The organism is Acidovorax sp. LjRoot74 (assembly GCF_964254355.1).
Classification (GTDB): Bacteria; Pseudomonadota; Gammaproteobacteria; order Burkholderiales; family Burkholderiaceae_C; genus Acidovorax.
On record NZ_CAXUTI020000001.1, the window covers coordinates 175,085 to 198,641 of the forward strand.

The 23,557-nt window shown below is 66.5% G+C and carries 27 protein-coding genes; 12 read left to right on the top strand and 15 right to left on the bottom strand.

The window, feature by feature from the left end:
• The first annotated feature begins 43 nt into the window (after positions 1-43).
• From ACSQ3O_RS00805 to ACSQ3O_RS00815, 3 genes are all read left to right on the top strand, one after another.
• Entirely contained in the window at positions 44-1,192 is a 1,149-nt protein-coding gene (locus ACSQ3O_RS00805; RefSeq protein WP_375708154.1) for an MFS transporter, read from the top strand.
• A gap of 58 nt (positions 1,193-1,250) precedes the next feature.
• Positions 1,251-1,529: a hypothetical protein gene (locus ACSQ3O_RS00810; protein WP_436137516.1), complete on the top strand. Its 279-nt coding sequence runs from the start codon at positions 1,251-1,253 to the stop codon at positions 1,527-1,529.
• A gap of 236 nt (positions 1,530-1,765) precedes the next feature.
• Entirely contained in the window at positions 1,766-2,032 is a 267-nt protein-coding gene (locus tag ACSQ3O_RS00815; RefSeq protein ID WP_436137517.1) for a hypothetical protein, read from the top strand.
• Between the two features lie 110 nt (positions 2,033-2,142).
• Here ACSQ3O_RS00815 and ACSQ3O_RS00820 read toward each other — a convergent pair whose 3' ends face one another.
• Together ACSQ3O_RS00820 and ACSQ3O_RS00825 are read right to left on the bottom strand one after the other, a co-directional pair.
• Complete coding sequence (locus ACSQ3O_RS00820; RefSeq protein WP_436137518.1) at positions 2,143-3,066, bottom strand: DMT family transporter; 924 nt, start codon at positions 3,064-3,066, stop codon at positions 2,143-2,145.
• A gap of 26 nt (positions 3,067-3,092) precedes the next feature.
• On the bottom strand, positions 3,093-4,589 hold the full coding sequence (locus ACSQ3O_RS00825) for a hypothetical protein (RefSeq protein ID WP_436137519.1): 1,497 nt from the start codon (positions 4,587-4,589) through the stop codon (positions 3,093-3,095).
• A 668-nt stretch (positions 4,590-5,257) separates the two neighbouring features.
• Here ACSQ3O_RS00825 and minC point away from each other — a divergent pair.
• From minC to ACSQ3O_RS00845, 4 genes are read left to right on the top strand one after another with little or no spacing between them, the layout of a single operon-like run.
• Positions 5,258-6,028: a septum site-determining protein MinC gene (minC, locus tag ACSQ3O_RS00830; protein WP_137747305.1), complete on the top strand. Its 771-nt coding sequence runs from the start codon at positions 5,258-5,260 to the stop codon at positions 6,026-6,028.
• 46 nt (positions 6,029-6,074) lie between these two features.
• A complete protein-coding gene (minD, locus tag ACSQ3O_RS00835; protein ID WP_298451522.1) occupies positions 6,075-6,890 on the top strand; it encodes a septum site-determining protein MinD in 816 nt (271 codons plus the stop codon).
• Between the two features lie 3 nt (positions 6,891-6,893).
• Positions 6,894-7,160: a cell division topological specificity factor MinE gene (gene minE, locus ACSQ3O_RS00840; RefSeq protein ID WP_024813570.1), complete on the top strand. Its 267-nt coding sequence runs from the start codon at positions 6,894-6,896 to the stop codon at positions 7,158-7,160.
• Positions 7,161-7,197: 37 nt separating this feature from the next.
• Entirely contained in the window at positions 7,198-7,590 is a 393-nt protein-coding gene (locus tag ACSQ3O_RS00845; protein WP_436137520.1) for a VOC family protein, read from the top strand.
• Positions 7,591-7,612: 22 nt separating this feature from the next.
• Here ACSQ3O_RS00845 and ACSQ3O_RS00850 read toward each other — a convergent pair whose 3' ends face one another.
• The gene (locus ACSQ3O_RS00850; RefSeq protein ID WP_436137521.1) at positions 7,613-8,203 is read right to left on the bottom strand and encodes an MOSC domain-containing protein; all 591 of its coding nucleotides are present in this window, start codon (positions 8,201-8,203) and stop codon (positions 7,613-7,615) included.
• The gene (locus ACSQ3O_RS00855) at positions 8,200-8,721 is read right to left on the bottom strand and encodes a flavin reductase family protein (RefSeq protein WP_436137522.1); all 522 of its coding nucleotides are present in this window, start codon (positions 8,719-8,721) and stop codon (positions 8,200-8,202) included. The genes ACSQ3O_RS00850 and ACSQ3O_RS00855 overlap by 4 nt, the downstream gene beginning before the upstream one ends.
• 107 nt (positions 8,722-8,828) lie before the next feature.
• Here ACSQ3O_RS00855 and ACSQ3O_RS00860 point away from each other — a divergent pair, with 107 nt between their 5' ends.
• Both ACSQ3O_RS00860 and ACSQ3O_RS00865 read left to right on the top strand, forming a co-directional pair.
• Positions 8,829-9,617 (top strand): alpha/beta fold hydrolase, encoded by a 789-nt coding sequence (locus ACSQ3O_RS00860; protein ID WP_436137523.1) that lies wholly within the window; start codon positions 8,829-8,831, stop codon positions 9,615-9,617.
• A 75-nt stretch (positions 9,618-9,692) separates the two neighbouring features.
• The gene (locus tag ACSQ3O_RS00865; protein ID WP_436137524.1) at positions 9,693-10,451 is read left to right on the top strand and encodes a YdcF family protein; all 759 of its coding nucleotides are present in this window, start codon (positions 9,693-9,695) and stop codon (positions 10,449-10,451) included.
• A gap of 5 nt (positions 10,452-10,456) precedes the next feature.
• Here the strand turns inward: ACSQ3O_RS00865 and ACSQ3O_RS00870 are convergent, their stop codons facing one another.
• From ACSQ3O_RS00870 to ACSQ3O_RS00880, 3 genes are all read right to left on the bottom strand, one after another.
• Positions 10,457-11,032, bottom strand: a complete 576-nt coding sequence (locus ACSQ3O_RS00870; RefSeq protein WP_436137525.1) for an NAD(P)H-dependent oxidoreductase — start codon at positions 11,030-11,032, stop codon at positions 10,457-10,459.
• The gene (locus tag ACSQ3O_RS00875) at positions 11,029-11,253 is read right to left on the bottom strand and encodes a hypothetical protein (protein WP_436137526.1); all 225 of its coding nucleotides are present in this window, start codon (positions 11,251-11,253) and stop codon (positions 11,029-11,031) included. The genes ACSQ3O_RS00870 and ACSQ3O_RS00875 overlap by 4 nt, the downstream gene beginning before the upstream one ends.
• Before the next feature lie 199 nt (positions 11,254-11,452).
• Entirely contained in the window at positions 11,453-12,790 is a 1,338-nt protein-coding gene (locus ACSQ3O_RS00880; RefSeq protein WP_436137527.1) for a D-amino acid dehydrogenase, read from the bottom strand.
• Between the two features lie 172 nt (positions 12,791-12,962).
• Here ACSQ3O_RS00880 and ACSQ3O_RS00885 point away from each other — a divergent pair, with 172 nt between their 5' ends.
• Both ACSQ3O_RS00885 and ACSQ3O_RS00890 read left to right on the top strand, forming a co-directional pair.
• Positions 12,963-13,874: a LysR family transcriptional regulator ArgP gene (locus tag ACSQ3O_RS00885; protein WP_108616285.1), complete on the top strand. Its 912-nt coding sequence runs from the start codon at positions 12,963-12,965 to the stop codon at positions 13,872-13,874.
• 129 nt (positions 13,875-14,003) lie between these two features.
• Positions 14,004-14,618, top strand: a complete 615-nt coding sequence (locus tag ACSQ3O_RS00890) for a TetR/AcrR family transcriptional regulator (protein WP_436137528.1) — start codon at positions 14,004-14,006, stop codon at positions 14,616-14,618.
• A gap of 88 nt (positions 14,619-14,706) precedes the next feature.
• Here the strand turns inward: ACSQ3O_RS00890 and ACSQ3O_RS00895 are convergent, their stop codons facing one another.
• The 4 genes from ACSQ3O_RS00895 to ACSQ3O_RS00910 all read right to left on the bottom strand — a co-directional run bounded on the left by ACSQ3O_RS00895 (position 14,707) and on the right by ACSQ3O_RS00910 (position 18,197).
• On the bottom strand, positions 14,707-15,645 hold the full coding sequence (locus ACSQ3O_RS00895; protein WP_436137529.1) for a fasciclin domain-containing protein: 939 nt from the start codon (positions 15,643-15,645) through the stop codon (positions 14,707-14,709).
• A gap of 180 nt (positions 15,646-15,825) precedes the next feature.
• Positions 15,826-16,248 (bottom strand): universal stress protein, encoded by a 423-nt coding sequence (locus ACSQ3O_RS00900; RefSeq protein ID WP_436137530.1) that lies wholly within the window; start codon positions 16,246-16,248, stop codon positions 15,826-15,828.
• 113 nt (positions 16,249-16,361) lie between these two features.
• Complete coding sequence (locus ACSQ3O_RS00905; RefSeq protein WP_436137531.1) at positions 16,362-17,207, bottom strand: metallophosphoesterase; 846 nt, start codon at positions 17,205-17,207, stop codon at positions 16,362-16,364.
• 12 nt (positions 17,208-17,219) lie between these two features.
• Positions 17,220-18,197, bottom strand: coding sequence for a LysR family transcriptional regulator (locus tag ACSQ3O_RS00910; protein ID WP_436137532.1), 978 nt, complete (start codon positions 18,195-18,197; stop codon positions 17,220-17,222).
• A 137-nt stretch (positions 18,198-18,334) separates the two neighbouring features.
• Between ACSQ3O_RS00910 and ACSQ3O_RS00915 the strand changes: the two genes are divergently transcribed.
• Positions 18,335-18,775 (top strand): hypothetical protein, encoded by a 441-nt coding sequence (locus tag ACSQ3O_RS00915; protein ID WP_436137533.1) that lies wholly within the window; start codon positions 18,335-18,337, stop codon positions 18,773-18,775.
• A gap of 203 nt (positions 18,776-18,978) precedes the next feature.
• Here the strand turns inward: ACSQ3O_RS00915 and ACSQ3O_RS00920 are convergent, their stop codons facing one another.
• The 4 genes from ACSQ3O_RS00920 to ACSQ3O_RS00935 all read right to left on the bottom strand — a co-directional run bounded on the left by ACSQ3O_RS00920 (position 18,979) and on the right by ACSQ3O_RS00935 (position 23,385).
• Positions 18,979-20,850, bottom strand: a complete 1,872-nt coding sequence (locus ACSQ3O_RS00920) for a phosphoenolpyruvate carboxykinase (GTP) (protein ID WP_436137534.1) — start codon at positions 20,848-20,850, stop codon at positions 18,979-18,981.
• 312 nt (positions 20,851-21,162) lie between these two features.
• On the bottom strand, positions 21,163-21,867 hold the full coding sequence (queC, locus tag ACSQ3O_RS00925; protein WP_298451567.1) for a 7-cyano-7-deazaguanine synthase QueC: 705 nt from the start codon (positions 21,865-21,867) through the stop codon (positions 21,163-21,165).
• 96 nt (positions 21,868-21,963) lie between these two features.
• Positions 21,964-22,110 carry a hypothetical protein gene (locus ACSQ3O_RS00930; protein WP_298451570.1) on the bottom strand — a complete coding sequence of 49 codons (147 nt, stop codon included), beginning with the start codon at positions 22,108-22,110 and terminating at the stop codon, positions 21,964-21,966.
• Between the two features lie 75 nt (positions 22,111-22,185).
• Positions 22,186-23,385 (bottom strand): threonine ammonia-lyase, encoded by a 1,200-nt coding sequence (locus tag ACSQ3O_RS00935; protein ID WP_436137535.1) that lies wholly within the window; start codon positions 23,383-23,385, stop codon positions 22,186-22,188.
• Positions 23,386-23,557: the final 172 nt, after the last annotated feature.

Here is a 23,557-nt window from a genome sequence, read left to right on the forward strand (position 1 = left end):
GGCGCAGCAATATCGTTTGTCGCCACTGTTGCCGCCGCGCACCATGCGGGCCATGCCACAGCCCTCAGCCAACACCTCAGCCTCAGACCACCACTCACGCCGTGCTGCCCTGGCGCTGGGCCTGGCACTCCCCGGCGACACGGTGCTCTACCTGCTGCTGCCCATGTTTGCCCCGGCGTTTGGCGTCACCCTGTTCGAGGCGGGCCTCCTGCTCGCGGCCAACCGCCTGGTGCGCATCGCGGGCTACGGGGCGGTGGCGCGGTTCTATGCCCGCCATGGCGAGCGGCTCACCTGCTCGCTGGCGGTGCTGGTGGCCGCCGGGTGCGCGCTGGGGTATGCCACCCTCAGCGGGTTCATCGCCCTGTTGGGCCTGCGGCTGTTGTGGGGCCTGGCCTTTGCGGCGCTCAACCTCGCCACCCAGGCGCTGGCCACGGCCGAGCCCATGGGCGCTGCGCGCCGCGCCGGGCAGTCGCGCGCGTTTGCCGCGCTGGGGCCCATGCTGGCCCTGCCTGCGGGGGGAGTCTGTGCGCTGTGGTTGGGGCCCCGGGCCATCTTCTGGGTGTTTGCGGTCGTCGCGGTGTGCGCGCTGCTGGCCACGCGGCACCTGCCCGCCCAGCCACATGCCTTACCGCCGCCACCGCCCAAGCGTTGGGGCAGGCTGCCGGGCCGCCTGGACCGTTTTTCGTTTGTCGAGGGGCTGGTGCTGGACGGCCTGTTCATCATCGGCCTGTCCTACCTGGGGCGCGATGTGCTGCCGGGCCATCCGGTGGTCGTGGCGGGGCTGTTGCTGTCGGTGCGCTACCTCGCCGAGATCGTGCTGAGCGCGGTGGGCGGCGACCTGGCCGAGCGCTACGGGGCCGAAGTGCTGCTGGTGGGTTTTGCGGTGCTCACGTCGGTGGCGCTGGTGGGCTTTGGCCTGGGGTGGCTGTGGAGCAGCGCGCTTGCCATCGTGGTCTTGCGGGCCCTGCTGCTGCCACTGCTGCCGCCCCTGGTCGCGCGCCGCACACCGGGGCCGGGGCGCATCCAGGCGCTGGCCACGCGCTCGGTGTGGCGCGACCTGGGCGCGGGTGCGGGCCCGGTGCTGGCGGGTGTGCTGCTGCCACTGGCACCGTCGGCCTGGGTCTATGGCGGGGCGGCGCTGCTGCTGTCGGCCACGGCCATCGCCTGCTGGGCGCCGCGCCGCGATGGATGACGTGCGCCCCGGCTATGCCCCCGTTTCACCCGCCTTTCCATCCGTTCGGAGAACTCCCTTGAACATCCACACCACCCTGATCCGCTGTGCCGGTGGCACGGTAGACCTGCCCGCGCTGCCCATGAACCACCGCAGCGATGGCGGGCATGTGCTGGTCCACCCGCCGCGCCCCGTCTGGGAACGCAGCGAGCTGACGCCCCAAGAGCTGGCGCATTGGTCCTGCCTGGTGGCGGCCACGGGCCGGGCCATGCTCGACACCCTGCCGCAGCTCGCCGGTGGCTGCCTGAACTACTGGGAGGCGGGCAACAACGCGCTGAACCCGCTGGCCCATCCCTAGAGCCTGTTCAAAGTCTTTTTGGAGATCGCATTGGAGTGCAATCGGGAGGAGTGGATGCTTCGGACGCGCCGCATGGGCTCATGCCCATGCAAGCAGTCGAGGCGTCCAATCGCCCGATTTCACTCCAACCCTTCGGGCAAGTGCCTTGTCGGGCGGTCTGCGGCGTTGCGGCGCTTGTGGATAGCCGGGCTATCCACTGCGCACCGCGCCTTGCATCCCATCCCGACAAGGTACTTGTGCGACTCCAAAAAGACTTTGAACAGGCTCTGAGGCCCAAAACCCCCGCGCTGCACCGCAAGATGCACCTGCATGTGTTCGGCCGAAGTCCCCGGGCCACCCACCCGGACTGGCTGTGGGGCGAGCCGCCCCGGTTTCCGGCATTTGTGCAGTCCGAGGCCTGGACCCGGCAGTTCACGCGGCTGGAGGACGGTGAAGGTGTGGCGCTGGGTGCGCGCATTCAGGAGCTGCTGGGCACGCGGTACGCGCTGGGTTTGCTGGGCTGATGGTGCGCGCCACCGGGCTGTGCAGCGGTTTACTATCAAATAAATAGCTTAAAACGCATGCTGATAAGGCGGTAAGTGCCTTTTTTATGCTGATATTTCTTGCGCGAAGGTCACGCCGCTGCAGGCCGCCGGTTCACCAGCACAATGCCCGCCGCCACCAGCACCAGCGCCGCCACCAGCCCGGGCGTGACCGGTTCGCCCAGCCACAGCGCACCAAACAGCAGCGCAAACACGGGCGTGAGAAAAACGAACACTGAGATCTTGGTGGCTGGGTAGTGCGCCAGCATCCACATCCAGGCCAGGTAGCTCACAAACGCGCCCACCAGTGCCTGCACCAGCAGCGAGCCCCAGGCAAACGCGCTGAACTGCCAGACCCAGGCTTCGCCCAGGCCCAGCGACAGCACCGGCAACACCGCAGTGCTCACCGCCACTTGATAGAAAAGTTGCTTGGCAGGCGCCACGCGCGCCAGCGGGGTGGTGCGGATGACCACCGTGGTCAGCGCCCACATCAGGCCCGCCGCCAGCCCCAGCAGGTCGCCCAGCCAGGCCTGGGGCAGGGCGGCATTGGCGGGGCCCAGCAGCCCGTCACCCAACGCCAGCCCCACGCCCACAAAGGCAGCGCCCAGGCCCAGCCACTGCCAGCCCTGCAGGCGCTCGCCAGGGACAAAGCGCGGCAGCAGCAGCGCCACCCAGAAAGGCGATGCATACAGGAAGACGGTCAGCCGCGAGGCACTGGTGTACTGCAGGCCCAGGTAGATGCACGCAAACTCGCCCGCAAACAGCGCCCCCGCCAGCAGCCCGGCGCGTGCCGCCCCGGCGGGCTCGCCCGCTGCCGACAGCCGCACGCCCCGCCACAGGCACCAGGCGGCCACCGCCACCGTGGCCAGCGCAAAGCGCACAAAGGCCTGGAACACCGGCGCCACCTCGGCCACCGTGGCCTTGACCAGCACCTGCTGGAAGCCCCAGAACATGCAGCAGGCAAGCAGCAGGGACACAGCCAGGGCATCGAGGTGGGGCTTGCGGGCAATCACCATGGGGGCGTGGGGGGCAAACCTGGTGATCAGGCGCAAACCAAGGTGCCGTTGGTGCGTGCGAACATGGTGCCGCCGTACACCAAGGCATTCCCGTCGCTGGCCAACGCCCAAGGAGCCCAACCCCCCACCAGGCCGTCGAGGGCGATCGCTGCCTGGCCTTGGCGCTGCCAGGCACCGTTGTCGCGGGCATACAGAGCGATGCCGTACACGCTGGAGGCCGCGGCCACGCTGCACAACATGAGGTTCTGCCCATTGGAGGCGTGGACTGCCAGCGTGTTGCCGTCGCTGGACAGGGCCATGGTTCCGTATTGAACCGCGCCCGAGAAGGGCTGATACACGGCCAGCTTGGCGGGCAGGCGATCTTGCAGGACCCAGGTGCCATTGCCGTTCTGGGCCAGAACCAGTACCGGGGGCGTCGCCGTAGTCAGCTGCGGATCGCGGGCGCTGACGGCGAGGGTGCTTCCATTGCCGGACAGGGCCATGGCGGCAATGACAGGGCCCTCCGCATTCAATGACGCCTGGGGCGCCCAGCCGGTCCCCGTGCGGGTGTATGTGAACACTTCGCTGGATGCTGCCGCGCCACCTTGGGCGGATGGAGTCGTTGCAGAAAGGGCCAGCAGGCCGCCATCAGCAGACAGCGCCATGTGCTCGGCCAGCTCGGCCTGGCAGGGTTGGGTGCATGCCGTGGGTGGGTTGCTCGTGTCCAGGCGGGCCTGCTGGGTCCAGCTGTTGCCGGTGCGCTGATAGACGAGCACAGCGTCCGTGACAACACGGGTGCCCTGTTGCCCCGAGATCTGCTTCATCGCGCGCGCGGCCAAGGTGCTGCCATCGGACGAGAGGACAAAATGGTCTACCGCATAGTCACTGGCGCGCAGCGAAGCCTGCTGCACCCAAGGTTGGGTTGCGCTGCTGCGGCCAAACACCAGCACGGTCGAGTTCGCGCCCCCCGTGACAGCGCGGATGGCCAAGGTGAGGCCGTCCCGGGAGACCACGGGTTGGAGGCGATAGGCCTCCGAGTTGGTTGTAAGCGGGCTGTATCCCGAAGCAAACCCATAGCTTATGCCTTGGGTGATGTCGAAGGCCTGTGGATTCGTGAAGGCGCCGCACCCCGTGCTGTCGCACGCGCGCAGGCGGTAGGTGGCGTTGAGTCGTACAGACGGCTCTGTATAGGTATTGAGAATACTGCCGGTGAACCCGCCGGAATCGTCCTGCACATATCTGAAGCCGCGTGGGGACGCGTTGGTGTAGTCGTCCAGCTTGGCTTCGGGCAGAGGACCCTGGCCGTCCGGGTCTGCGTACAGCTCGTAACGTGTGGCGCCCGGCGTGGTGCTCCAGCGCAGAGCTTCGACGCCCCCATACACGGCCGTGACCTTGAAATTGGAGGGGGCCGCGAGTTGAGGGGCTGGCGCCGGTGCGGGAGCCGGAGCCGGAGCCGGAGCGGGTGCATCGGCCGAGTCGCTCCCGCCGCATCCTGCCAACAGCAGCGCGGTGCAATACGCGGCCCAAGCCGCGCGCAAAGGCATCCGTGTGCGCAACTGTCCTGGGGGGGTTGGGATGGGGGCATTCAAGGCATTCAACATTAGTGCTCGTCCTTGCAGTTGAGGAGGTTGGAGAAATCGTGCGTGTCACGCCCGTGAAGGCTGCCCGGGTGGTGTGGGCGCCACGAGCATGGCCTGCTGCTTTGCGCGAAGCATTATCAGAGGTCACCGCCGCGCAGGAAGCCAGGTATGGCATTTGTCCTACACAAGCAGGTTGCGGGCATATGTCATCGGGCTGTCAGATCGTGGTGGCTAAGGATGTGCCCTGGTGGGTGAAGAGGCACGGGCCCGGGTTGCGTGGGCCACTGAATACCGAACTGCTGTACCACCACCTCGTTTGCCCGGCGGCCTGGGCCTTTCTCGATGTCGCGCTTCTCGCCGAAATTCGGCCCGGCACCCTGCCCGGGGCAAGCCGTGATGCAAGGTAGGCAGGCATCGCGATGGAGCTGCTACCGTTGGGTACTGTCCCTGCGCTACCTGTGGTCTGGTGTGAAGTCCTCACGCCGTGTGCAGCGGCAGGCTGTCCAGGACAGCCTGAGACAACCTCATTGCCTTGTCCTGGCGTGGCGCAATCGGCCCCGGCGCAGGCCCACGGTACACTTTGCGGCTTCTAAGTTCGGTACCGCGCTTCTTCCCGCACTCCCCTTCCATCCATGGCCCTTACGACGGCGGCCCAGGCCCGCACCAGCTTTGACCTCAAGAGCGCTTCGCTGCCCGTGGTGGCTGTGCTGCTCAAGACCACCGACGCCGCGCAGTTCGCGGCCGACCTGGCGGAACGTGTGGCCGACGCCCCGGGCTTCTTTGACAACGACCCGGTGCTGATCGACCTGGCCCCCGTGCGCGAGTCCGAAGACACCATTGACTTTGCCTCCATCGTGGCCGAACTGCGCCGCCACAGCACCCTGCCCGTGGCCGTGCGCGGTGGCAGCCCCGCCCAGATGGACGCTGCGCGTGCTGCAGGCCTGGCCGCCGCGCCCGATGCGCCCCCCGCGCGTGCCGAGGCACCCGCGCCAGTGCAGGAAGTGGTGCGCGAGGTGATCCGCGAGGTCGAGGTCGAAGTGGTGCGCGAAGTGCAGGTGCCCATGCCCGGCCCCGGCACGGTGGTGGTGGACAAGCCCTTGCGCTCCGGCCAGCAGGTGTATGCGCGCGGCGCCGACCTGGTGGTGATGGCGGTGGTGAGCTTTGGCGCAGAGGTGATTGCCGACGGCAACATCCACGTCTATGCCCCGCTGCGCGGCCGCGCGATTGCCGGTGCGCGGGGCAACACCGAAGCCCGCATCTTTTCGACCTGCCTGGAGCCCCAGCTGGTTTCCATCGCAGGCATCTACCGCACCACCGAGACCGAGCTGCCCGCCGAGGTGCGCGGCAAGCCCGCCCAGGTGCGGCTGGAGGGCGAGAAGCTCCTCATCGAGCCGCTGGCCTGATCCCTTCATTCCCCATTCGTATCAACCCACAGAGAATCAGCAACACATGGCCAAAATCGTCGTCGTGACCTCCGGCAAGGGTGGCGTGGGCAAGACCACCACCAGTGCCAGCTTTGCCACCGGCCTCGCCCTGCGCGGCCACAAGACCGCCGTGATCGACTTTGACGTCGGCCTGCGCAACCTGGACCTCATCATGGGCTGCGAACGCCGCGTGGTGTATGACCTGATCAACGTGATCCAGGGCGAGGCCAATCTGAACCAGGCCCTCATCAAGGACAAGCAGTGCGACAACCTGTTCGTGCTGGCCGCCAGCCAGACGCGCGACAAGGACGCCCTGACCCAGGACGGCGTGGAGAAGATCCTCAAGGACCTGGCCGAGATGGGTTTTGAGTACATCGTGTGTGACTCGCCCGCCGGCATCGAAAGCGGCGCCCTCATGGCCATGCATTTTGCCGACGAGGCGCTGCTGGTGACCAACCCCGAGGTGTCCAGCGTGCGCGACTCCGATCGCATCCTGGGCATGCTGGGCAGCAAGACCAAGCGTGCGATTGAAGGCGGCGAGCCGATCAAGGAGCACCTGCTCATCACGCGCTACAACCCGAGCCGGGTGGAAGATGGCCAGATGCTGAGCCTGGAGGACATCCAGGACATCCTGCGCATCAAGCTCATTGGCGTGATCCCGGAGTCGGAAGTGGTGCTGCAATCGTCCAACCAGGGCACGCCCGCCATCCATGCGCAGGGCACCGATGTGTCCGAGGCCTACAAGGACGTGATCGACCGCTTCCTGGGCCAGGACAAGCCGTTGCGCTTCATCGAGGCGGAAAAACCTGGTTTCTTCAAACGCCTGTTCGGGAGCAAATAAGCCATGGCTTCTTTCCTCTCCTTTCTCCTCGGCGAAAAGAAAAAAACGGCCAGCGTGGCCAAAGAACGCCTGCAAATCATCCTGGCGCACGAACGCAACGGCCGCAATGCTGCCGAGCCTGACTACCTGCCCGCGCTGCAACGCGAGCTGGTGGCCGTGATCTCCAAGTACGTGAAGATCAACCCCGACGACCTCAAGGTGCACCTGGAGCGCCAGGACAATCTGGAAGTGCTCGAAGTCAAGATCGAGCTGCCCGATACGGTGCGTTGAAGCGCGGCGAGTGACGCGTCGTGCGAAAGGCCCTGCCATGCTGTCCCATGTGTTCATCGGCGTGAACGACTTTGACCGGGCGATGGCGTTCTACAGCCCCGTGCTGGAACGCCTTGGGCTGGTGCTGCGTTTTACCGAGCCCGCCCGCCCCTGGGCCGGGTGGCAGACCGCTGGGGTGGCGCGCCCGCTGTTTCTTGTTGGCCGGCCTTTTGACGGCCAGCCTGCCGTGCCGGGCAATGGGGCCATGAATGCGCTGCTGGCCGCCGATCGCGCCACGGTGGCCGCCGTGCACGCGCTGGCTCTGCAGCACGGCGGCCGTTGCGAAGGCCCGCCCGGCCTGCGGCCCGAGTACCACGCGAACTACTACGGCGCGTACTTTCGCGACCCCGAGGGCAACAAGCTCTGCGTCTGCTGCCACGGTGACGCCTGAGCCTTCCCGGCAGCTGTTGTCCTCAGCGTGCGTGTTTGGCGAACTTGCCCGCAAACGCCTGCGCAATGCTCAGTCCGCGCTGCCCGGGCACCACGGTCCCAGTCTGTCCGGCGGCAAGGGTGCCGGGCCGGTCCACCGCCAGGTAGTAGCCGCAGCAGCCCGCCACCGCCATCGCGCGGCCCGCCTGCGCAAACCCCATCACGGCGGTGAATTTGAAGCAGGGCTCGCGCGGCGCGGTGACGCGCAGCACGCAGTCGGGGAAATGCCACTCGTCGCCCACAAACACCTCGTGCTCCAGCGGTCCGTCGATGGTGAGGTTCTCGCCCAGAAAACCCGGAGGCAGTGCTTCGTCGAACAGGCTCACGCCCCGTTCGCGGCGCTGCGCCTGCCAGAACGCGTAGTGCGCGGCGGGGTAGGCGTACACCGCCTTGGCCAGGCCACCGTGCACGCTCAGGTCAGCCTGCTCGTCACCCGCCAGGCCCAGCGGGCCCACGGCCACGGGGCCGGTGGCGGGCGTCTTGCCAATGGCGCTGAGGATGGAGCGTTCGCCCATCTTCAGGCGCCGGGCCGCGCCGATGTTCACGTGGCGCACGGCCACGGTGGCGGTGGTCACAACGGGTGCTCGGTGTAGAACTTGCCGCCGTGGTACAGCAGGGGCGGTGCGCCCTCGCGGTGCTCGCAGCGTTCGACCTCACCCACAAAGATGGTGTGGTCACCCTCCTTGTACTGGCTGCGGTTGAAGCACTCGAAGGTGGCAGCGGCACCGGCCAGCAGCGGGGCGCCGCTGATGCCGGGGCGGTGTTCCAGCCCGGCCCAGCGGTCGATGCCGCGTGTGGCAAACCGCTCGGCCAGGGCTTTCTGGTCGGCGGCCAGCACATGGATGGCGTAGTGCGAGCCATCAGCAAAAGCGGGCAGGCTGCTGGCGCCATGCGACAGGCTCCACAGCACCAGCGGGGGTTCCAGCGAGACCGAGTTGAACGAGCTGGCCGTGAGCCCCACCAGCTCACCCGCCGCATTGCGGGCGGTGACGATGGTCACGCCCGTGGCGAACATGCCCAGCGCATTGCGGAACTCGCGCGTGGAAAAGCTCGGGGGCAGGGCGAGGGCGGGGCGGGGAGGCGAGGGGTTCACGAAGAGCGGCGCCCGCAGGGGCAGCAATGGGGGCAATGGAAGGGAGCAACTATTATCAGGCGGCTCCCACCACCGCGCTGTTGCGGGGTTTACTGGTTCCACACCGCATGGCCGTCCTTCCTACCTTCACCAGCCTGGGCTCGGGCCCCACCGTGCTCATGCTGCACGACGCCGATGGCGACCACCTCACGTTTGCTCCGCAGGTGGAGACCCTGGCCACCGCTGGTTACCGCGCCGTGGCCTGGGACATGCCCGGCTATGGCCGCAGTGCCCCTGTGGAGCCCTACACCTTCAAGGCGCTGGCGCAGAGTTGCCTGGCCCTGATCGATGCGCTGCAGGGTGGCCCCGTGACGCTGGTCGGGCACGGCATGGGTGCCATGGTGGCGCTGGAGGCGGCCGTGCGCGACCCCTCCAAGGTGCGCCGCATGGTGCTGTGCGCGGGCGGCCCTGCGCTGGATGCGCAGGCGGTGGAAGACTGGGTGGCACCCCGGCTGCGCGCCCTCGCGGCACTGGACACCGGCGGCAGCATGGAGCAACTGGCGCAGACGCTGGTGCCGCAGTTCATCGGCACCGGCGCGCTGCCCGAGGGCGTGCGGCTGGCCAGCCACGCGCTGGCCCAGGTCTACCCGGGGGCCTATCGGCGCGCGCTGGAGGCCTTGCCCATGTTTGACCGGGGCGCGGCCGCCTTGGCGCAGCTGGCCATGCCGGTGCTGCTGGTGGGCGGCGATCTGGACCGGTGCACCCCGCCGGTGGCCCTGCAGGCGCTGGCCCAGGTGCTGCCCGATGCAACAACACTGCAGCTGCCCCATGTCGGGCACTGGCCGCAGCTGGAAGACCCCGAAGGGTTTGACGCTGCACTGCTGGACTTTCTGGCCCAGCGCCGCTGGCTGCACTGACCGGCGGGAGGCGGCAGCCCCGGCCGGTACCGGCCGCTGCGTGCTGGCATGATCGCCGCCTCGGATGTGACCCCTATGCTGTTTGCCCTCAAAAAAATCCTGTCCGCGCTGCTGATGCCGCCGGTGTTCAGCATCCTGCTCGCGTTTGTGGGCCTGTGGCTGGCACGTTTTCACCGCCGAACGGGCCTGGCCGTGGTGGTGCTGTCGCTGCTGTCTGTGCTGGCGCTGTCGTGGCCGCCCGTGGCCGATGCGCTGGTGCGCAGCCTGGAGCGTCACCCTGCCGTGGTGCCCCAGCAGCTGCCCCAGGCGAAAGTCCAGGCGATTGTGGTGCTGGGGGGCGGGGCCGACACGGTGGCCCCCGAGTACGGTGTGGACGTGCTCAGCCGGGGTGCTCGCGAGCGCGTGCGTTACGCCGTCTACCTGCAGCAGCAGACGGGGCTGCCCATCCTGGCCACCGGCGGATCGACGGGGGGCTTGCGCGCCGAGGCGCTGGTGATGAAAGACGTGGTGGAGCGCGAGTTCAAAGGCAAGGTGCGCTGGACCGAGGTGGAATCGCTCGACACCCGCAACAACGCCGAAAAATCAGCGCTGCAGCTCAAGGCCGCAGGCATCGAGCGCATTGCGCTGGTCACCCACGCCTGGCACATGGTGCGCGCGACCCGGGATTTTGAGCGCGCCGGGCTGCAGGTGCTGCCCGCACCCACGGGCTTCAAGGGCGGGCAGGCGCGCAAGCTGTACCGGTTGCTGCCCCGGGCCTCCGCGCTGGCCGACAGCAGCCTGGCGCTGCACGAATGGCTGGGCATCCTGGCCCAGCACTGGTCGCTGGATGCCTGAGCGGGCTATGCGGCGGATGGGGCACTGAAAAAATCGCTGACCGCTGCGACGGCCTGCGCATCGGCCTGCACCGCCCCCGGTGGCCCGCCCTTGCCCCACAGGGCGCCGCCCCAGGTCATCGACAAAAACTGCGCGCACAGCGCCACCGAATCGATCATGGGCTGGGCCTTGGTGCGGTCGCCGCTGGTGGTGATGAGCGCCAGCGTCTTGGCGCCCATGGGCTCCTTGAAGGCCAGGCCCGGCACACGCATCCAGGCGCTCCAGTGGTCCAGGTAGGTCTTGAGGGGCGAGGGGATGCTGTACCAGTAGACCGGAGCGACAAACACAATGTGCGTGGCCGCCAGGGTGGCATCGAGCAGTGTTTTCATGTCGCCCTCGGGCGGCGCATAGGTGCCTGTGGTGTGGCGCTGGTCCACAAAAGGCGGCAGGTCCATGCGCGCCAGGTGGTGCCAGGTCTGCTGGGTGCCTGCAGGCAACGCGGCGGCGGCCTGGCGGGCCAGCCACTCGGTGTTGCCGACATGGCCCGGTTCGCGGGTGGAGGTGGTGAGGAACAGGTAGTGGGGTGCGGTGGGCGTGGTCATGGTCCCATCGTAGCGCTGGCCTGCACGGGCTGCAGGTACACCAGGCACAACGCGACCAGTGCATCTTCAAACTCTGCACTGTCCAGCAGCGGTGACTGTTCCAGCGATGCGGCCCGCACTGACACCAGAATGGTCGCGCGGTAGTCCCGCTTCCACGATAGGCGGGCCAGGGCCCGCAGCTCTTGCGGCCCGCTGCCAAACGCCTGCAGGTAGTGCCGCACATAGCGGCGTACCTGCTGCTCGGGGGCCAGCCCCCGGCGCCGGCCTGGGTGGCGGCCCTGGTGCTGGGGGTGTTGGCAGGGGGCTTTCGGCGCCTCGAAGTCCTGTTGGCCACCAGGCCCGGTGTTGCACCGGGGGCTGGCTGAGGGAGGCTTGCTACCGGTGGCACCCCGGACGCCGGGGCGCCAGCGCGGATGTCGCTCAAGCCACCTTGGCCGTCAAGGTGCGGTTGCCTTGTTCCATGCCGCAGAACCCGAAGTTCATCGCAGGCACCTGCCCGCTGATCAGCTCCGCCAGCGCCTTGCCCGAGCCCGCACCGTGCGTCCAGCCCAGCGTGCCGTGGCCCGCGTTGACCCACAGCTTGCCCACGCGCGTGCGGCCGATGAAGGGGATGTTGGTGGGCGTGGCGGGGCGCAGGCCGGTCCAGTACTGGGGGTTGCCGCCTTCCTCGGGCGTGCGGGTGTCGCACACGCCGGGCAGGATGGCCTCGATGCGGCGCGAGAGCATGTGGCAGCGGGCTCGGGCCAGGCTGCTGTCGAGTGTCAGGTCCCAGCCGTTGAGCTCGATGGTGCCTGCCACGCGCAGGTGGTTGCCCAGGCGGCTCATGGCGATCTTCTTGCCGTCGTCGATGGTGGAGACCATGGGCGCGCCCTCGGGCTTGAGCAGCGGGAAGGTCGCGCTGTAGCCCTTGCCGGGGTAGATCGGCAGGTCTACGCCCACGCTGCGCAGCAGTGGCGCGCTGTAGGAACCACAGGCCACCACGATGGCATCGGCCTTCAATATGAAGTCTTTTTTGCCGTTTCCGCCCGACTGGCGTGCCATGACAGCTACTGAATCAATAGCATTGCCAATCTTGTTGAGGCGCAGCACATCGTGGCCGTACAGGAACTGCGCACCCCGTGCGATGCAGCGGCGCGCCAGCTCTTGCGTGAAGACGCGCGCATCGCCGCTTTCGTCGGTGCTGGTGTAGGTGCCACCGGTGATCTTGTCGCCGTAGGCCTTGAAGGCGGGTTCGATCTGCAGCAGCTCGTCGCGGCTCACCAGGCGGCGTTGCACGCCGTGCTTGCGCATCAGCTCCACGGCGTGGCCTGCGGCGTCAAACGACTTCTGGTCGGTGTAGAAGTGGGCAATGCCACGTTCGAGCCGGTTGTATTCGATGCCGGTGGTGCTGACCAGGTCCTTCAGCGCTGCGTGGCTGTAGGCGCCCAGCGCCACGATCTGCGCCACATTGCGCTCGAAGGCCGCGTCGTTGCACTGCGCGAGGAACTGCAGGCCCCAGCGCCATTGCTGCCAGTCCATCTGTGGGCGAAACAGCAGCGGCGCCTCTTTGTCGAACATCCACTTGAGCGCCTTGAGCGGCGCCTCGCGGTTGGCCCAGGGCTCGCAGTAGCTCACCGAGATCTGCGCCGCGTTGGCAAAACTGGTTTCGAGCGCCGCATCGGGCTGGCGGTCGATCACGATGACATCATGGCCGCGTTCCAGCAGGTGCCAGGCCGTGCTGATGCCGATGATGCCGGCGCCGAGAACAATGGTTTTCATATGCGGAATGCCTTGTGAGCCTTTGCGTGCCACACGCCCCAGTGCAGGACACGATGGGGCGCAGTGTGCGCGACATTGCATTCAACTAAAAGCAAAATTAAACTTACTCCAAAAACATCAGAATGCCTAATAAAGTACGCACTCTGGCACCGCCTTGTTGGAGACTTGAACCATGAGCACCTACGACCCTGCCGCTCTCGAATGCCTTGCCGCCATCGTTGAAGAGGGCGGCTTCGAGCGCGCCGCGCAGCGCCTCAACGTCACGCAGTCCGCCGTGTCGCAGCGCCTGCGCGCGCTGGAGGCGCAGGTGGGCTCGGTGCTCATCGTGCGCAGCCGCCCGCTGCGGCCTACGTCGGCCGGGCAGCTGCTGCTCAAGCACACCAAGCAGATGCGCCTGCTGCGCGCCGACCTGGAGCGCGACCTGCAGGAGCTGGCGCCCAGCGCGCCCGGTGGCACGCGCGAGGACGAGCGCATCTCGATTGCCATCAACGCCGACAGCATCGCCACCTGGGCCATGGGCGCCTTGCACGACCTGGTGCGCGAGCGCCTGCCGCTGGAAATCATCGTGGACGACCAGGATTTCACGCAGGAATGGCTGCGTTCGGGCCAGGTGCTGGGCTGCGTGACCACGCTCAAGCAGGCGCTGCGCGGCTGCAAGATGGTGCCGCTCGGGGCCATGCACTACGTGGCCGTGGCCTCGGCCAGTTACGCAGAGCAGCATCTGCCGCAGGGGCTCACGCCACACAACTTCCGCGATGTGTCGTTTTTGTCGTTCAACCGCAAGGACGACATGGCGGCCGAGTTTGTGGCGCGGGCCTTCGGGCTCAAGCGCGTTGCGCTGAACCACCTGTTTGTGCCCGGCTCCGAGGCCCAGATGCGTGCCGTGGCCGCAGGCTGGGCCGTGGGCGTGGTGCCCGAGCTGCTGGCGCGGGGCCCGATTGCCGACGGCAGCATGGTGGATTTGGCGCCCGGTCGCTCCCTGCCCATCCAGCTCTACTGGCATTGCTGGAACCTGGAATCCGAGCTGCTTGATGCGCTGTCGGCCGCGCTGACGGGTGCTGCAGCCCAGTCGCTGGTGTCCTGAACGTACCTCCGCGTGCACTCCCTAGGCGCACGGCGGACGGCACGCTTTGTGCTGGCTAAAACGTGAACGACGTAGTTGCATTACAACTTAGTCATTTATTTTTTTACTGCAATGTATAAAATATAGGCCATGCAAACCCAGCCCCCCAAAGTTTCGTTCAAGGAGCAGATGCACCAGGCGCGCGAGGAGGCCATCCTCCAGTCGGCCTGCCGTCTGCTGGGCGAAAAGGCCTTTGACGCCATGACCATGGACGATGTCGCCAATGCCGTGGGCATTGCGAAGGCCAGCCTGTACAAGCACTTCTGCAGCAAGGAAGAACTGTGCAGCGCCGCCATGGTGCAGATCCTGGGGCGTGTGCAGGCCTATCTGGCGGGCTTGCCCGCCGACATGCCGCCGCTGGACAAGCTGCGCTCGCTGGTGCGCTGGTCGCTGGAGCGCCTGCTGACCAACGAAATGCCGCTGCTGCCCAGCCGCAACTCCACGCTGCGTGCGGTGCTGATGGCCAACAAGGACTACCTCAACGGCCTGGTGGGCGTGAGCGACCAGATCGGCGAATGGATCACCGAAGCCCAGGCCCAGGGCGTGATCAGCTCCAGCCTGCCACCCATCGTGGTGCTCTACACCCTCTATGCACGCGCCTGCGATCCGGTCGTGAGTTTTCTCAAGGAAAGCGGCCAGTATTCAGACGCGGAGATCGTGGACCTGGTGGTGCGCACCTGCTTTGACGGACTGGCGGCACGCTAAGAAGTCCCCCGGGGTTTTTTCCCGGACCCGACCAAAAAGAAAGCCCGGCATGCCGGGCTTTTTTGCGTGGAGGCCATCGCCCCGGGGATCACTTGGGCAGGATCACCTTGTCCACCACATGGATCACGCCGTTGCTGGTGAACACGTCTGCCGCCGTGATGTTGCTGGTGCGCATGTTCTGGTCGGTGATCACCAGGCTGGTGCTCACGGTGAAACTCTGGCCCTGCACCGTGGTGATGGCTGTGTTGGTGGGCACCTCGGCCTTGAGCACGCGCGCAGGCACAACGTGGTAGGTCAGCACCTTGGTCAACAGGGCGGTGTTGGCCAGCAGGTCGGCCTTGCTCACGCCCAGCTCGGTCAACAGCGCAGCAAAGGCGGCGTTGGTGGGGGCGAACACGGTGAACGGGCCGGTGCCCTGCAAAGTGCTCACCAGCCCTGCGGCCACCACGGCCTCGACCAGGATGCTGAAGTCCGGCAGGGCCGAGGCCGTGGCCACGATGTCCTTGTCGGCGGGCAGCAGCACCTTGTCTACCAGGTGCACCACGCCGTTGCTGGCCTGGATGTCGGTGCTGGTGATGGTGCTCACGCGGTTGCGGCCGTCGGTGATCTTGAGGCCGTTGTTGGATTCGATCTTGAAGAAGCCGCCCGACACCGGCGTGATCGCCTTGCCCAGTGGCACATCGGCCCGCATCACCTTGGCGCCCAGCACGTGGTAGGTCAACACGGCGGTCAGCAGCGGCTTGTTGGCCAGCAATGCGTCCTTGGTCACGCCCAGCTCGGTCAGCAGCGCAGCGAAGGCGGCATTGGTGGGTGCGAACACGGTGAGCGTGCCGGTGCTCAGTGTGTTGGCCAGCCCGGCGGCCGTGACGGCCTCGACCAGGATGCTCAGGTCGGGGGTGTTCTGCGCCAGCTCGACGATGTTGCGCTGGGGCTCGTCGTCGCTGCCCCCACAGGCTTGCAGCAGGGTGGTGCTCGCGCCCAGGGCGGCGGCCATCAGGACGGTGCGGCGGTTGAATGTGGTGTTCATGGGTCGCTCCTCTCGGTTTCGATGGAAATGACACGCCAGGATGGGCGTGGCGCGAATGTATAACCAAATGGTATTAAAGTAAACCAATTGGTCATTCAGAAACCATACGGTAATCATGGGCGAAAAAAAAGCCCCGCAGACGCAGGGCTTGGCGGGATGGCGCCCGAAGGCGCCGGTGGGTTAACGCACGATCAGCAGCGGCACCTTGCTGTAGGCCAGCACCTGGGTGGTGACCGAACCCATCACCAGGGTGGCGATCGCGCCGTGGCCGTGTGAGCCCATGACCAGCAGGTCGAACTTGCCGGTGTCGGCCACCTTGGCAATGGTTTCGCCCACCGTGCCCACTTTGACGCTGCGCTTGGCGTCCACGCCATGGCGGCCCAGGAATTTGCACACGGGCGCGAGGATCTTTTCGGCTTCTTCGGCGTGGTAGGTGTCCACCACTTCCTTGCCCAATGCCGCACGCGCGCGCGCGGGCAGCGGAGCCTGCACGGTCAGCACGGTGTAGGTATGGGTGCCGCCCAGCAGTTCTTCGTGGGTGGCCAGGTAGGCCAGCATTTTCTTGGTGTAGGCGCTGCCATCGACAGCAAGCAGGATGTTCATGGTGTTCTCCGAGAAGGGATAAGGCAGACTACTCTGCGCAGGTGCCTGTTGTCTTGACCTGGGTCATGCTTTTTTGCCTGGCGCGTGGCGAATTCACAAGAACCGCGTGTTGATCATACGGTGACCGTCCAGCAAGGCCGGAAGGTGGCCTGCTCCCCCTTGCGCGCATAACCCAGCGGGTTGGCCACCACGCGGCACTTCCAGGCAGAACCATCGCCATGCAGGCCTTCTGCGATGTAGTCGCTGGGCGCATGCAGGTGGCCATGCAGCCACAGCTGCGCATGGGCCAGCAGATGGTCCAGCGCGTTGCAAAACCCGGCCGTGCCGGGCACCAGGCCGTAGCGTGGGTCGGCGCTTTTCAGGCTGGGCGCAAAGTGGGTGACGGCCACCGTGGGGCCGTCAAAGCGCTGCTGCAGTGCAGCGGCCAGCCATTCCTGGCAGGCCAGGGCCTGTTCGCGCAATGGCTCGGCCAGGAACGGCTCGCCAAACCGCGTGCCACCGGTTTTGCGCAGGTAAAAGTTGGCGGCGCGGAATGCCTTGTCGCGCAGCTTTAGCCGCCGGGCCAGGTCGGTGCTGCCCTCATGGTCTGCCAGGGCATCGAAGTCGCTCCAGAGTGTGGTGCCCACAAAGCGGGTGCCCTGCAGCACCAGGGTTTCGCGCTCCAGCCAGGCAATGCCCAGGCGGTCGCAGGTCTGGCGCAGGCGCAGGTGCGCGGCGTCGAAGTCCTGCGCATCGTATTCGTGGTTGCCGGGCACAAACAGCACCGGGGTGGGCCAGCCAGCGTGCTGGGGCAGGGGAGAAAAGCGCACCAGGCCGAAGTCGTCGTCGGCCAGCTGTGAGCCGCTCTGGTAAGAGCCCACGTCCCCTGCCAGCACCAGCACATCGGCACCGGGGGCGGGTTCAGGAGCAAAGTGGGGATGGGCCTCCAGGTGGAGGTCGGACAGGAGCTGGATGTTCATCGACTGCGCAGTCTACGGTGTCTGCTGCGTGTCCTGCTCCGGGAAGGTGCGCCGGGCCGAGCGCGCCAGCGCATTCAGCAACCAAGTCATGGCCGCCTGCTGGGGGCCGCGCCTGCGCCACAACGCATCCACGTGCACGGCCGGCACATCCAGTGGCAAGGCCCTTTGCACCAGCACATCGGCAATACCAGTCACCGGCACAAAGTGGCGTGGCAGCACGGTGAGCAGGTCCGAGCCCGACACCACCCGCCCGGCCGTGAAGAACTGGTTGACCGTGATCACCACCTTGCGCTCGCGCCCGAGCGATGCCAGCGCTTCGTCGATGAAGCCAAATGGACGGCCCGAAAAACTGACCAACATGTGCCGGGCCGCGCAATAGGCGTCCAGCGTGAGGGGCGCGCTGGCCAGCGGGTGCCCCTGGCGCATCACACATACATATTCGCCGTCATACAGGCGGCGGCTCTCAAAGGCCACCACACCGCCCGACTGGGCGCGGGCCGTGAGGTCGGCCAGCGCCGCCGGAAAGTAGCCCACGGCCATGTCGGCGGCTTCTTCGTCCAGCAGGCGGCGGGGGTCGCGCGTGGTCAGCGGCAGCACCCGGATGGAAATGCCGGGCGCCTCGCGCTCGATGATCTCGACCAGGGCGGGCACCAGGGTGGCGGCCGTGGCATCGGCCATGGCCAGCACAAAGGTGGACTCTGCCGTTGCGGGCTCGAAGTGCCCGGGGGCCAGGGACTCCTGCAGGTGGGCCAAGGCCTCGCGCACCGGGGGCCACAGCGCCAGCGCCCGGGGGGTGGGCTCCACCCCCTGGCCGCTGCGCACCAGCAGTTCGTCCCCCAGCACCTCGCGCAGACGCCGCATGGCGTTGCTCACCGCAGGCTGGGTGATGGAGAGCTTGTGCGCCGCACGGGTGAGACTGCGCTCCGCCATCACCTCGTCAAAAACGCGCAGCAGGTTCAGGTCCAGGGAGCGGAAGTTCAAGGGAGTCACGGCGGCCTCAGGGTGTATTTATCACCATTGTGAATATCCATGATTCAAAATATAAACTTGAATGCGCAAAGGGTAAACCCTAATATCACCCCATCGCCCGGCAATCTCGCCACAAGCGTTAGAAAAGGGAAACCGAAATGACCGCCTTTGCACACGTTGAATACCCCACCGAACACCCCGGCGTTGTCCGCGCCGAAAACGCCGCTGCAGCGCTTAAGGGCGTTGCTGCCCGCTTTGATGGCGCCCGTGGCGCTGCGTCCCTCCTGCTGGCGGCCGTGGTGTCCGCACTGCTGGTGGTGGCCAACCAGGTGATCGACACCTGGAGCGAAGGCCACCTGCTGGCCGCCTGGATGGTGCTGTGGCTGGTGGCGTTTGCTGCCCTGGCCCTGCTCACCGCCCCCGCACGCCGCGCTGGCGTGGCCCTGCGCAGTGGCGCACAGGCCTGGGCCGAGAGCCGCCGCCGCACCGCTGAAGACGAGCGCACCTGGCAAGTGGCTATGAAGGACCCCCGCATCATGGCCGAACTGAACCACGCAATGGGCATCCCCACCGTGGACAGCATCCGCAAGTACTACTGACCGCTGAACCCGTCGCGCTGGTGTGCGGCGGGGAACAAGTCGATTGAAAGCCGTGGCCAGCCACGGCTTTTTTTATGCCCGTCTTTGCAGCTGCCGGGGCTGGCCGCTCATGCAAGCCCTTGCCGCACATGAAAAAAAGCCGCCCTGCCAAACGGCAGGACGGCTTTGAGGGGGAAGCTTTCGATCTCAGGACGGGAGCAGCATCAGGCCGCGAGGCGCTTTTCGAGCGCAGCCTTGGTGTCCAGCAGGGCCTTGGGCAGGTGGTAGGCCAGTTGCTCGAAGTGTGCGTCGTGCAGCTTGAACTCTTCGGCCCATGCGGCCTTGTCGATGCTGGTCACGGCGTCGAACTTCTGGGCACTGAAGTCCAGGCCCGTCCAGTTGATTTCGGCGTACTGCGGGGCCACACCGAACATGGTTTCCTGGCCTTGGGCCTGGCCTTCAATGCGGTCGATCATCCACTTGAGCACGCGCATGTTGTCGCCGTAGCCGGGCCAGACGAACTTGCCTGCTTCGTCCTTGCGGAACCAGTTCACGCAGAACACCTTGGGCACGGCCTTGCCGGTGGCGGCGATCTTGTCTTCCATGCTGAGCCAGTGCTGGAAGTAGTCGCTCATGTTGTAGCCGCAGAACGGCAGCATGGCGAAGGGATCACGGCGCACCACGCCTTGGGCGCCGAAGGCGGCAGCTGTGGTTTCCGAACCCATGGTCGCTGCCATGTACACGCCTTCCGTCCAGGTGCGGGCTTCGGTCACCAGCGGTACGGTGGTCGAGCGGCGGCCGCCGAAGATGAACGCGTCGATCGCGACGCCGTTGGCGTCATCCCATTGCGCATCGAGCGCGGGGTTGTTGCCTGCGGCCACGGTGAAGCGCGAGTTGGGGTGGGCGGCCTTGGCGCCGGTTTCCTTGGCGATCTGGGGCGTCCAGTCCTTGCCTTGCCAGTCGATCAGGTGGTCCGGCAGCTTGCCGGTGTCCTTTTCCATGCCTTCCCACCACACGTCGCCGTCGTCCGTCAGGGCGACGTTGGTGAAGATCACGTCCCTGTCCAGGCTCTTCATGCAGTTGGGGTTGGTGTGCATGTTGGTGCCGGGGGCCACGCCAAAGTAGCCGGCTTCGGGGTTGATGGCGACCATCTTGCCGTCGGCGTTGGGCTTGATCCAGGCGATGTCGTCACCGATGGTGGTGACCTTCCAGCCGGCAAAACCTGCTTCGGGCGGCACCAGCATCGAGAAATTGGTCTTGCCGCAGGCGCTGGGGAAGGCCGCTGCCACGTGGTACTTCTTGCCGGCGGGGTTGGTCACGCCCAGGATGAGCATGTGCTCGGCCAGCCAGCCCTGGTCGCGGCCCATGGTGGAGGCGATGCGCAGGGCCAGGCACTTCTTGCCCAGCAGCGCATTGCCGCCGTAGCCCGAGCCGTACGACCAGATCTCGCGCGTTTCGGGGTAGTGCACGATGTACTTGACCTTGGGGTTGCAGGGCCAGCTGGTGGTGTCCTTCTCGCCTTCGGCCAGGGGCGCGCCCACGGTGTGCATGCAGGGCACGAACTCGCCTTCCACGCCCAGCACGTCGTAAACGGCCTTGCCCATGCGGGTCATCAGGCGCTGGTTCACGGCCACGTAGGCGCTGTCGGTCAGCTCCACGCCGATGTGGGCGATGTGGCTGCCCAGCGGGCCCATGCTGAAGGGCACCACGTACATGGTGCGGCCCTTCATGCAGCCGTCGAACAGGGGCTGCAGCGTGGCGCGCATTTCAGCGGGGGCCATCCAGTTGTTGGTGGGGCCTGCGTCTTCCTTGGCGGCCGAGCAGATGTAGGTGCGGTCTTCCACGCGGGCCACGTCCGATGGGTCGGACCAGGCCAGGAAGCTGCCGGGGCGCTTGGCGGGGTTGAGCTTCTTGAAGGTGCCGGCATCGACCAGTTGCTGGCACAGGCGGTCGTACTCTTCCTTCGTGCCATCGCACCAGTAGATGCTCTCTGGCTTGCACAGGGCAGCCATGTCGGCCACCCAGGCGAGCAGCCGGGCATTCTTGACGTAGGTGGGGGCGTTGAGATTCAGGCCCTGCATGGTGGGTGCGTTCATCGGGGGAGCTTCCTAAGTTGAAAAACAGTTTTTTCAAAGGAAGCGGACCGGGCGGAACGCGGCAAGGCCTGGCGCAGTTGCGGTGCTGAGCGCTGCCTTTGAAAAAACGGCTTTCGTGCTCAGTCGGCGGGCGGGTGCGTGTGTCAGCCCCACGGTATGGAGGCTATTCCACGGATTCCGCGGGTCGGCTGGGATTTCAATTTTATGAATCTGCCGCCGGTTTGTCTGTCAGACAGGGGTCAAAACCATGCAAAAAAAACATGAGGTTATGCATAGGGTCCGGTGCCCTTCGCCCCCTTTGGACCTTGGGGGCTAGGTGCCCGCGCCGCTCCAGCGCTCAAAGCCCGCCTTGCGCAATGCGCAGGCCGGGCAGGTGCCACAGCCATAGCCCCAGGCATGCAGCGCATCGCGCACGCCGTGGTAGCAGGTGTGCGAGTCGTTCACGATCAGATCGACCAGCGCCTGCCCGCCCAGGGTCCGTGCCAGCTCCCAGGTGTCGGCCTTGTCCAGCCACATCAGCGGCGTATCGAACGTGAAGCGCTGGCCCATGCCCAGCGACACCGCCACCTGCAGCGCCTTCAGCGTGTCGTCGCGGCAGTCGGGGTAGCCCGAGAAGTCGGTTTCGCACATGCCGCCCACCAGCGTGTGCAGCCCCCGCCGGTAGCCTACGGCGGCGGCAAGCTGGAAGAACAGCAGGTTGCGTCCCGGCACAAAGGTGTTGGGCAGGCCGGCGGCGGTCATCTGGATCTCGGTGTCGCTGGTCAGCGCCGTGTCGCTGATGTGGCCCAGCACGGCCAGGTCGAGCATGTGGTCCTCGCCCAGGCGTGCATTCCACTGCGGAAACTGCGCGCGCAGCGACGCCAGCACTGTTTGCCGTGCCTGCAGCTCGATGTGGTGGCGCTGGCCGTAGTCAAAGCCGATGGTTTCCACGTGGGCGAAGTGTTCAAGCGCCCAGGCCAGGCAGGTGGTGGAGTCCTGGCCTCCAGAAAAAAGAACAAGGGCGTGTCCGGGTCGCATGGGGACTCCTGGTCGGAAGGGGAAAGGGGGAGGGCGGATAGAAAGGACAAAAAAAAGCCCCGCAGCGCGGGGCGTTTTGTTTGCCTTGCGGGCAGATCAGGCCATGAACACGGCGATGAAGGCCAGCAGGAAGATCAGGACGCCACCGACCACGGGGAGCACCATGGGCATCATGGGCACGATGTTTTCCACTGGGTCGTGCGATGCGGTCTGAGGGGCGTGCGAAGTGTTGTGGTCGGACATGGTGGGGCTCCAGATGCTGAAAACTTGCGCAATTCTAGCCGCCTGCGCGCCGAGGCGGCCAGCAGGGCATGGTGCTCACATCAGCGCGGCCTCCATGCCGGCCGCGCGCAGCCGCTCCAGCACCTCGTCCACATGGGCCTTGCTGCGGGTCTGCAGCACCAGTTCGATCTCCACGTTCTGCGCGGCCAGCATGGTGAAGGCGCGCTGGTGGTGCACCTCGCCGATGTTGGCGCCCGCGTCGGCCACGGTGGCGGTGATGCGTGCCAGCACCCCCGGCACATCGCGTGCGCTGACCTTGATGCGGGCCAGGCGCCCCGAGCGCACCATGCCCCGTTCGATGATGGCCGCCAGCAGCAGCGGGTCGATGTTGCCGCCGCACAGCACCAGGCCCACGCGCTTGCCCTTGAAGCGTTCGGGGTAGCGCACCAGCGCGGCCAGCCCAGCGGCGCCCGCGCCTTCGACCAGGGTTTTTTCAATCTCCAACAGCATCAGCACGGCCTGCTCGATATCGCCTTCGTCCACCAGCACCAGGTCATCCACCAGGCGCTTGACGATCTCTTGTGTGATCTTGCCCGGCGTGCCCACGGCAATGCCCTCGGCGATGGTGGAGGTGCCCTGCGGGTGGTGCGTGCCCTTCACCGCGTTGACCATGGCCGGGAAGCGTGTGGTCTGCACACCCACGATTTCGATGCCCGGCTTGATGGCCTTGGCGGCCGTGGCCACGCCCGAGATCAGCCCGCCGCCGCCCACGGCAATCACCAGCGTGTCCAGGTCGGGCACGGCCTGCAGCATCTCCAGGCCCAGCGTGCCCTGGCCCGCAGCCACGCCCTCGTCGTCATAGGGGTGGACAAAAGTCAGGCCCTGCGCGTCGGCCAGGGCATAGGCGTGGGCGCGGGCTTCTTCCAGCGTGTCGCCGTGCAGCACCACCTCGGCGCCAAAGCCACGGGTGCGCTCCACCTTCACGGCGGGCGTGAAGCGCGGCATCACGATCACCGCGCGCAGGCCCAGGCGCTGTGCGTGGTAGGCCACGCCCTGGGCATGGTTGCCCGCGCTCATCGCCACCACGCCCCGGGCGCGTTCGGCGTCCGACAGCAGCGTGAGCCGGTTGCAGGCGCCGCGTTCCTTGAACGAGGCGGTGAACTGCAGGTTCTCGAATTTGAGGAACACCTGCGCGCCCACGATCTGCGAGAGCGTCTTGGATTCGACACAGGGGGTGTCCAGCACCTGGCCTTGTAGGCGGGTGGCGGCGTCGCGGATGTCTTGGAGGGTCAGCATGGCGCCATTGTGGCGCACGCTGGTGGCGGGCTGCCACAGCGGTTGTACGGGGGGCGTGGCGCGGCGCCGGGGCTGCGGTGTCGTCAGTTTCTAAGACTAAAAACGGTTTCTCCGCGCGGTGGTATTACCTTTATTGCAATCAAAATTGCAGCATATTCTGCTTAAACAGTGC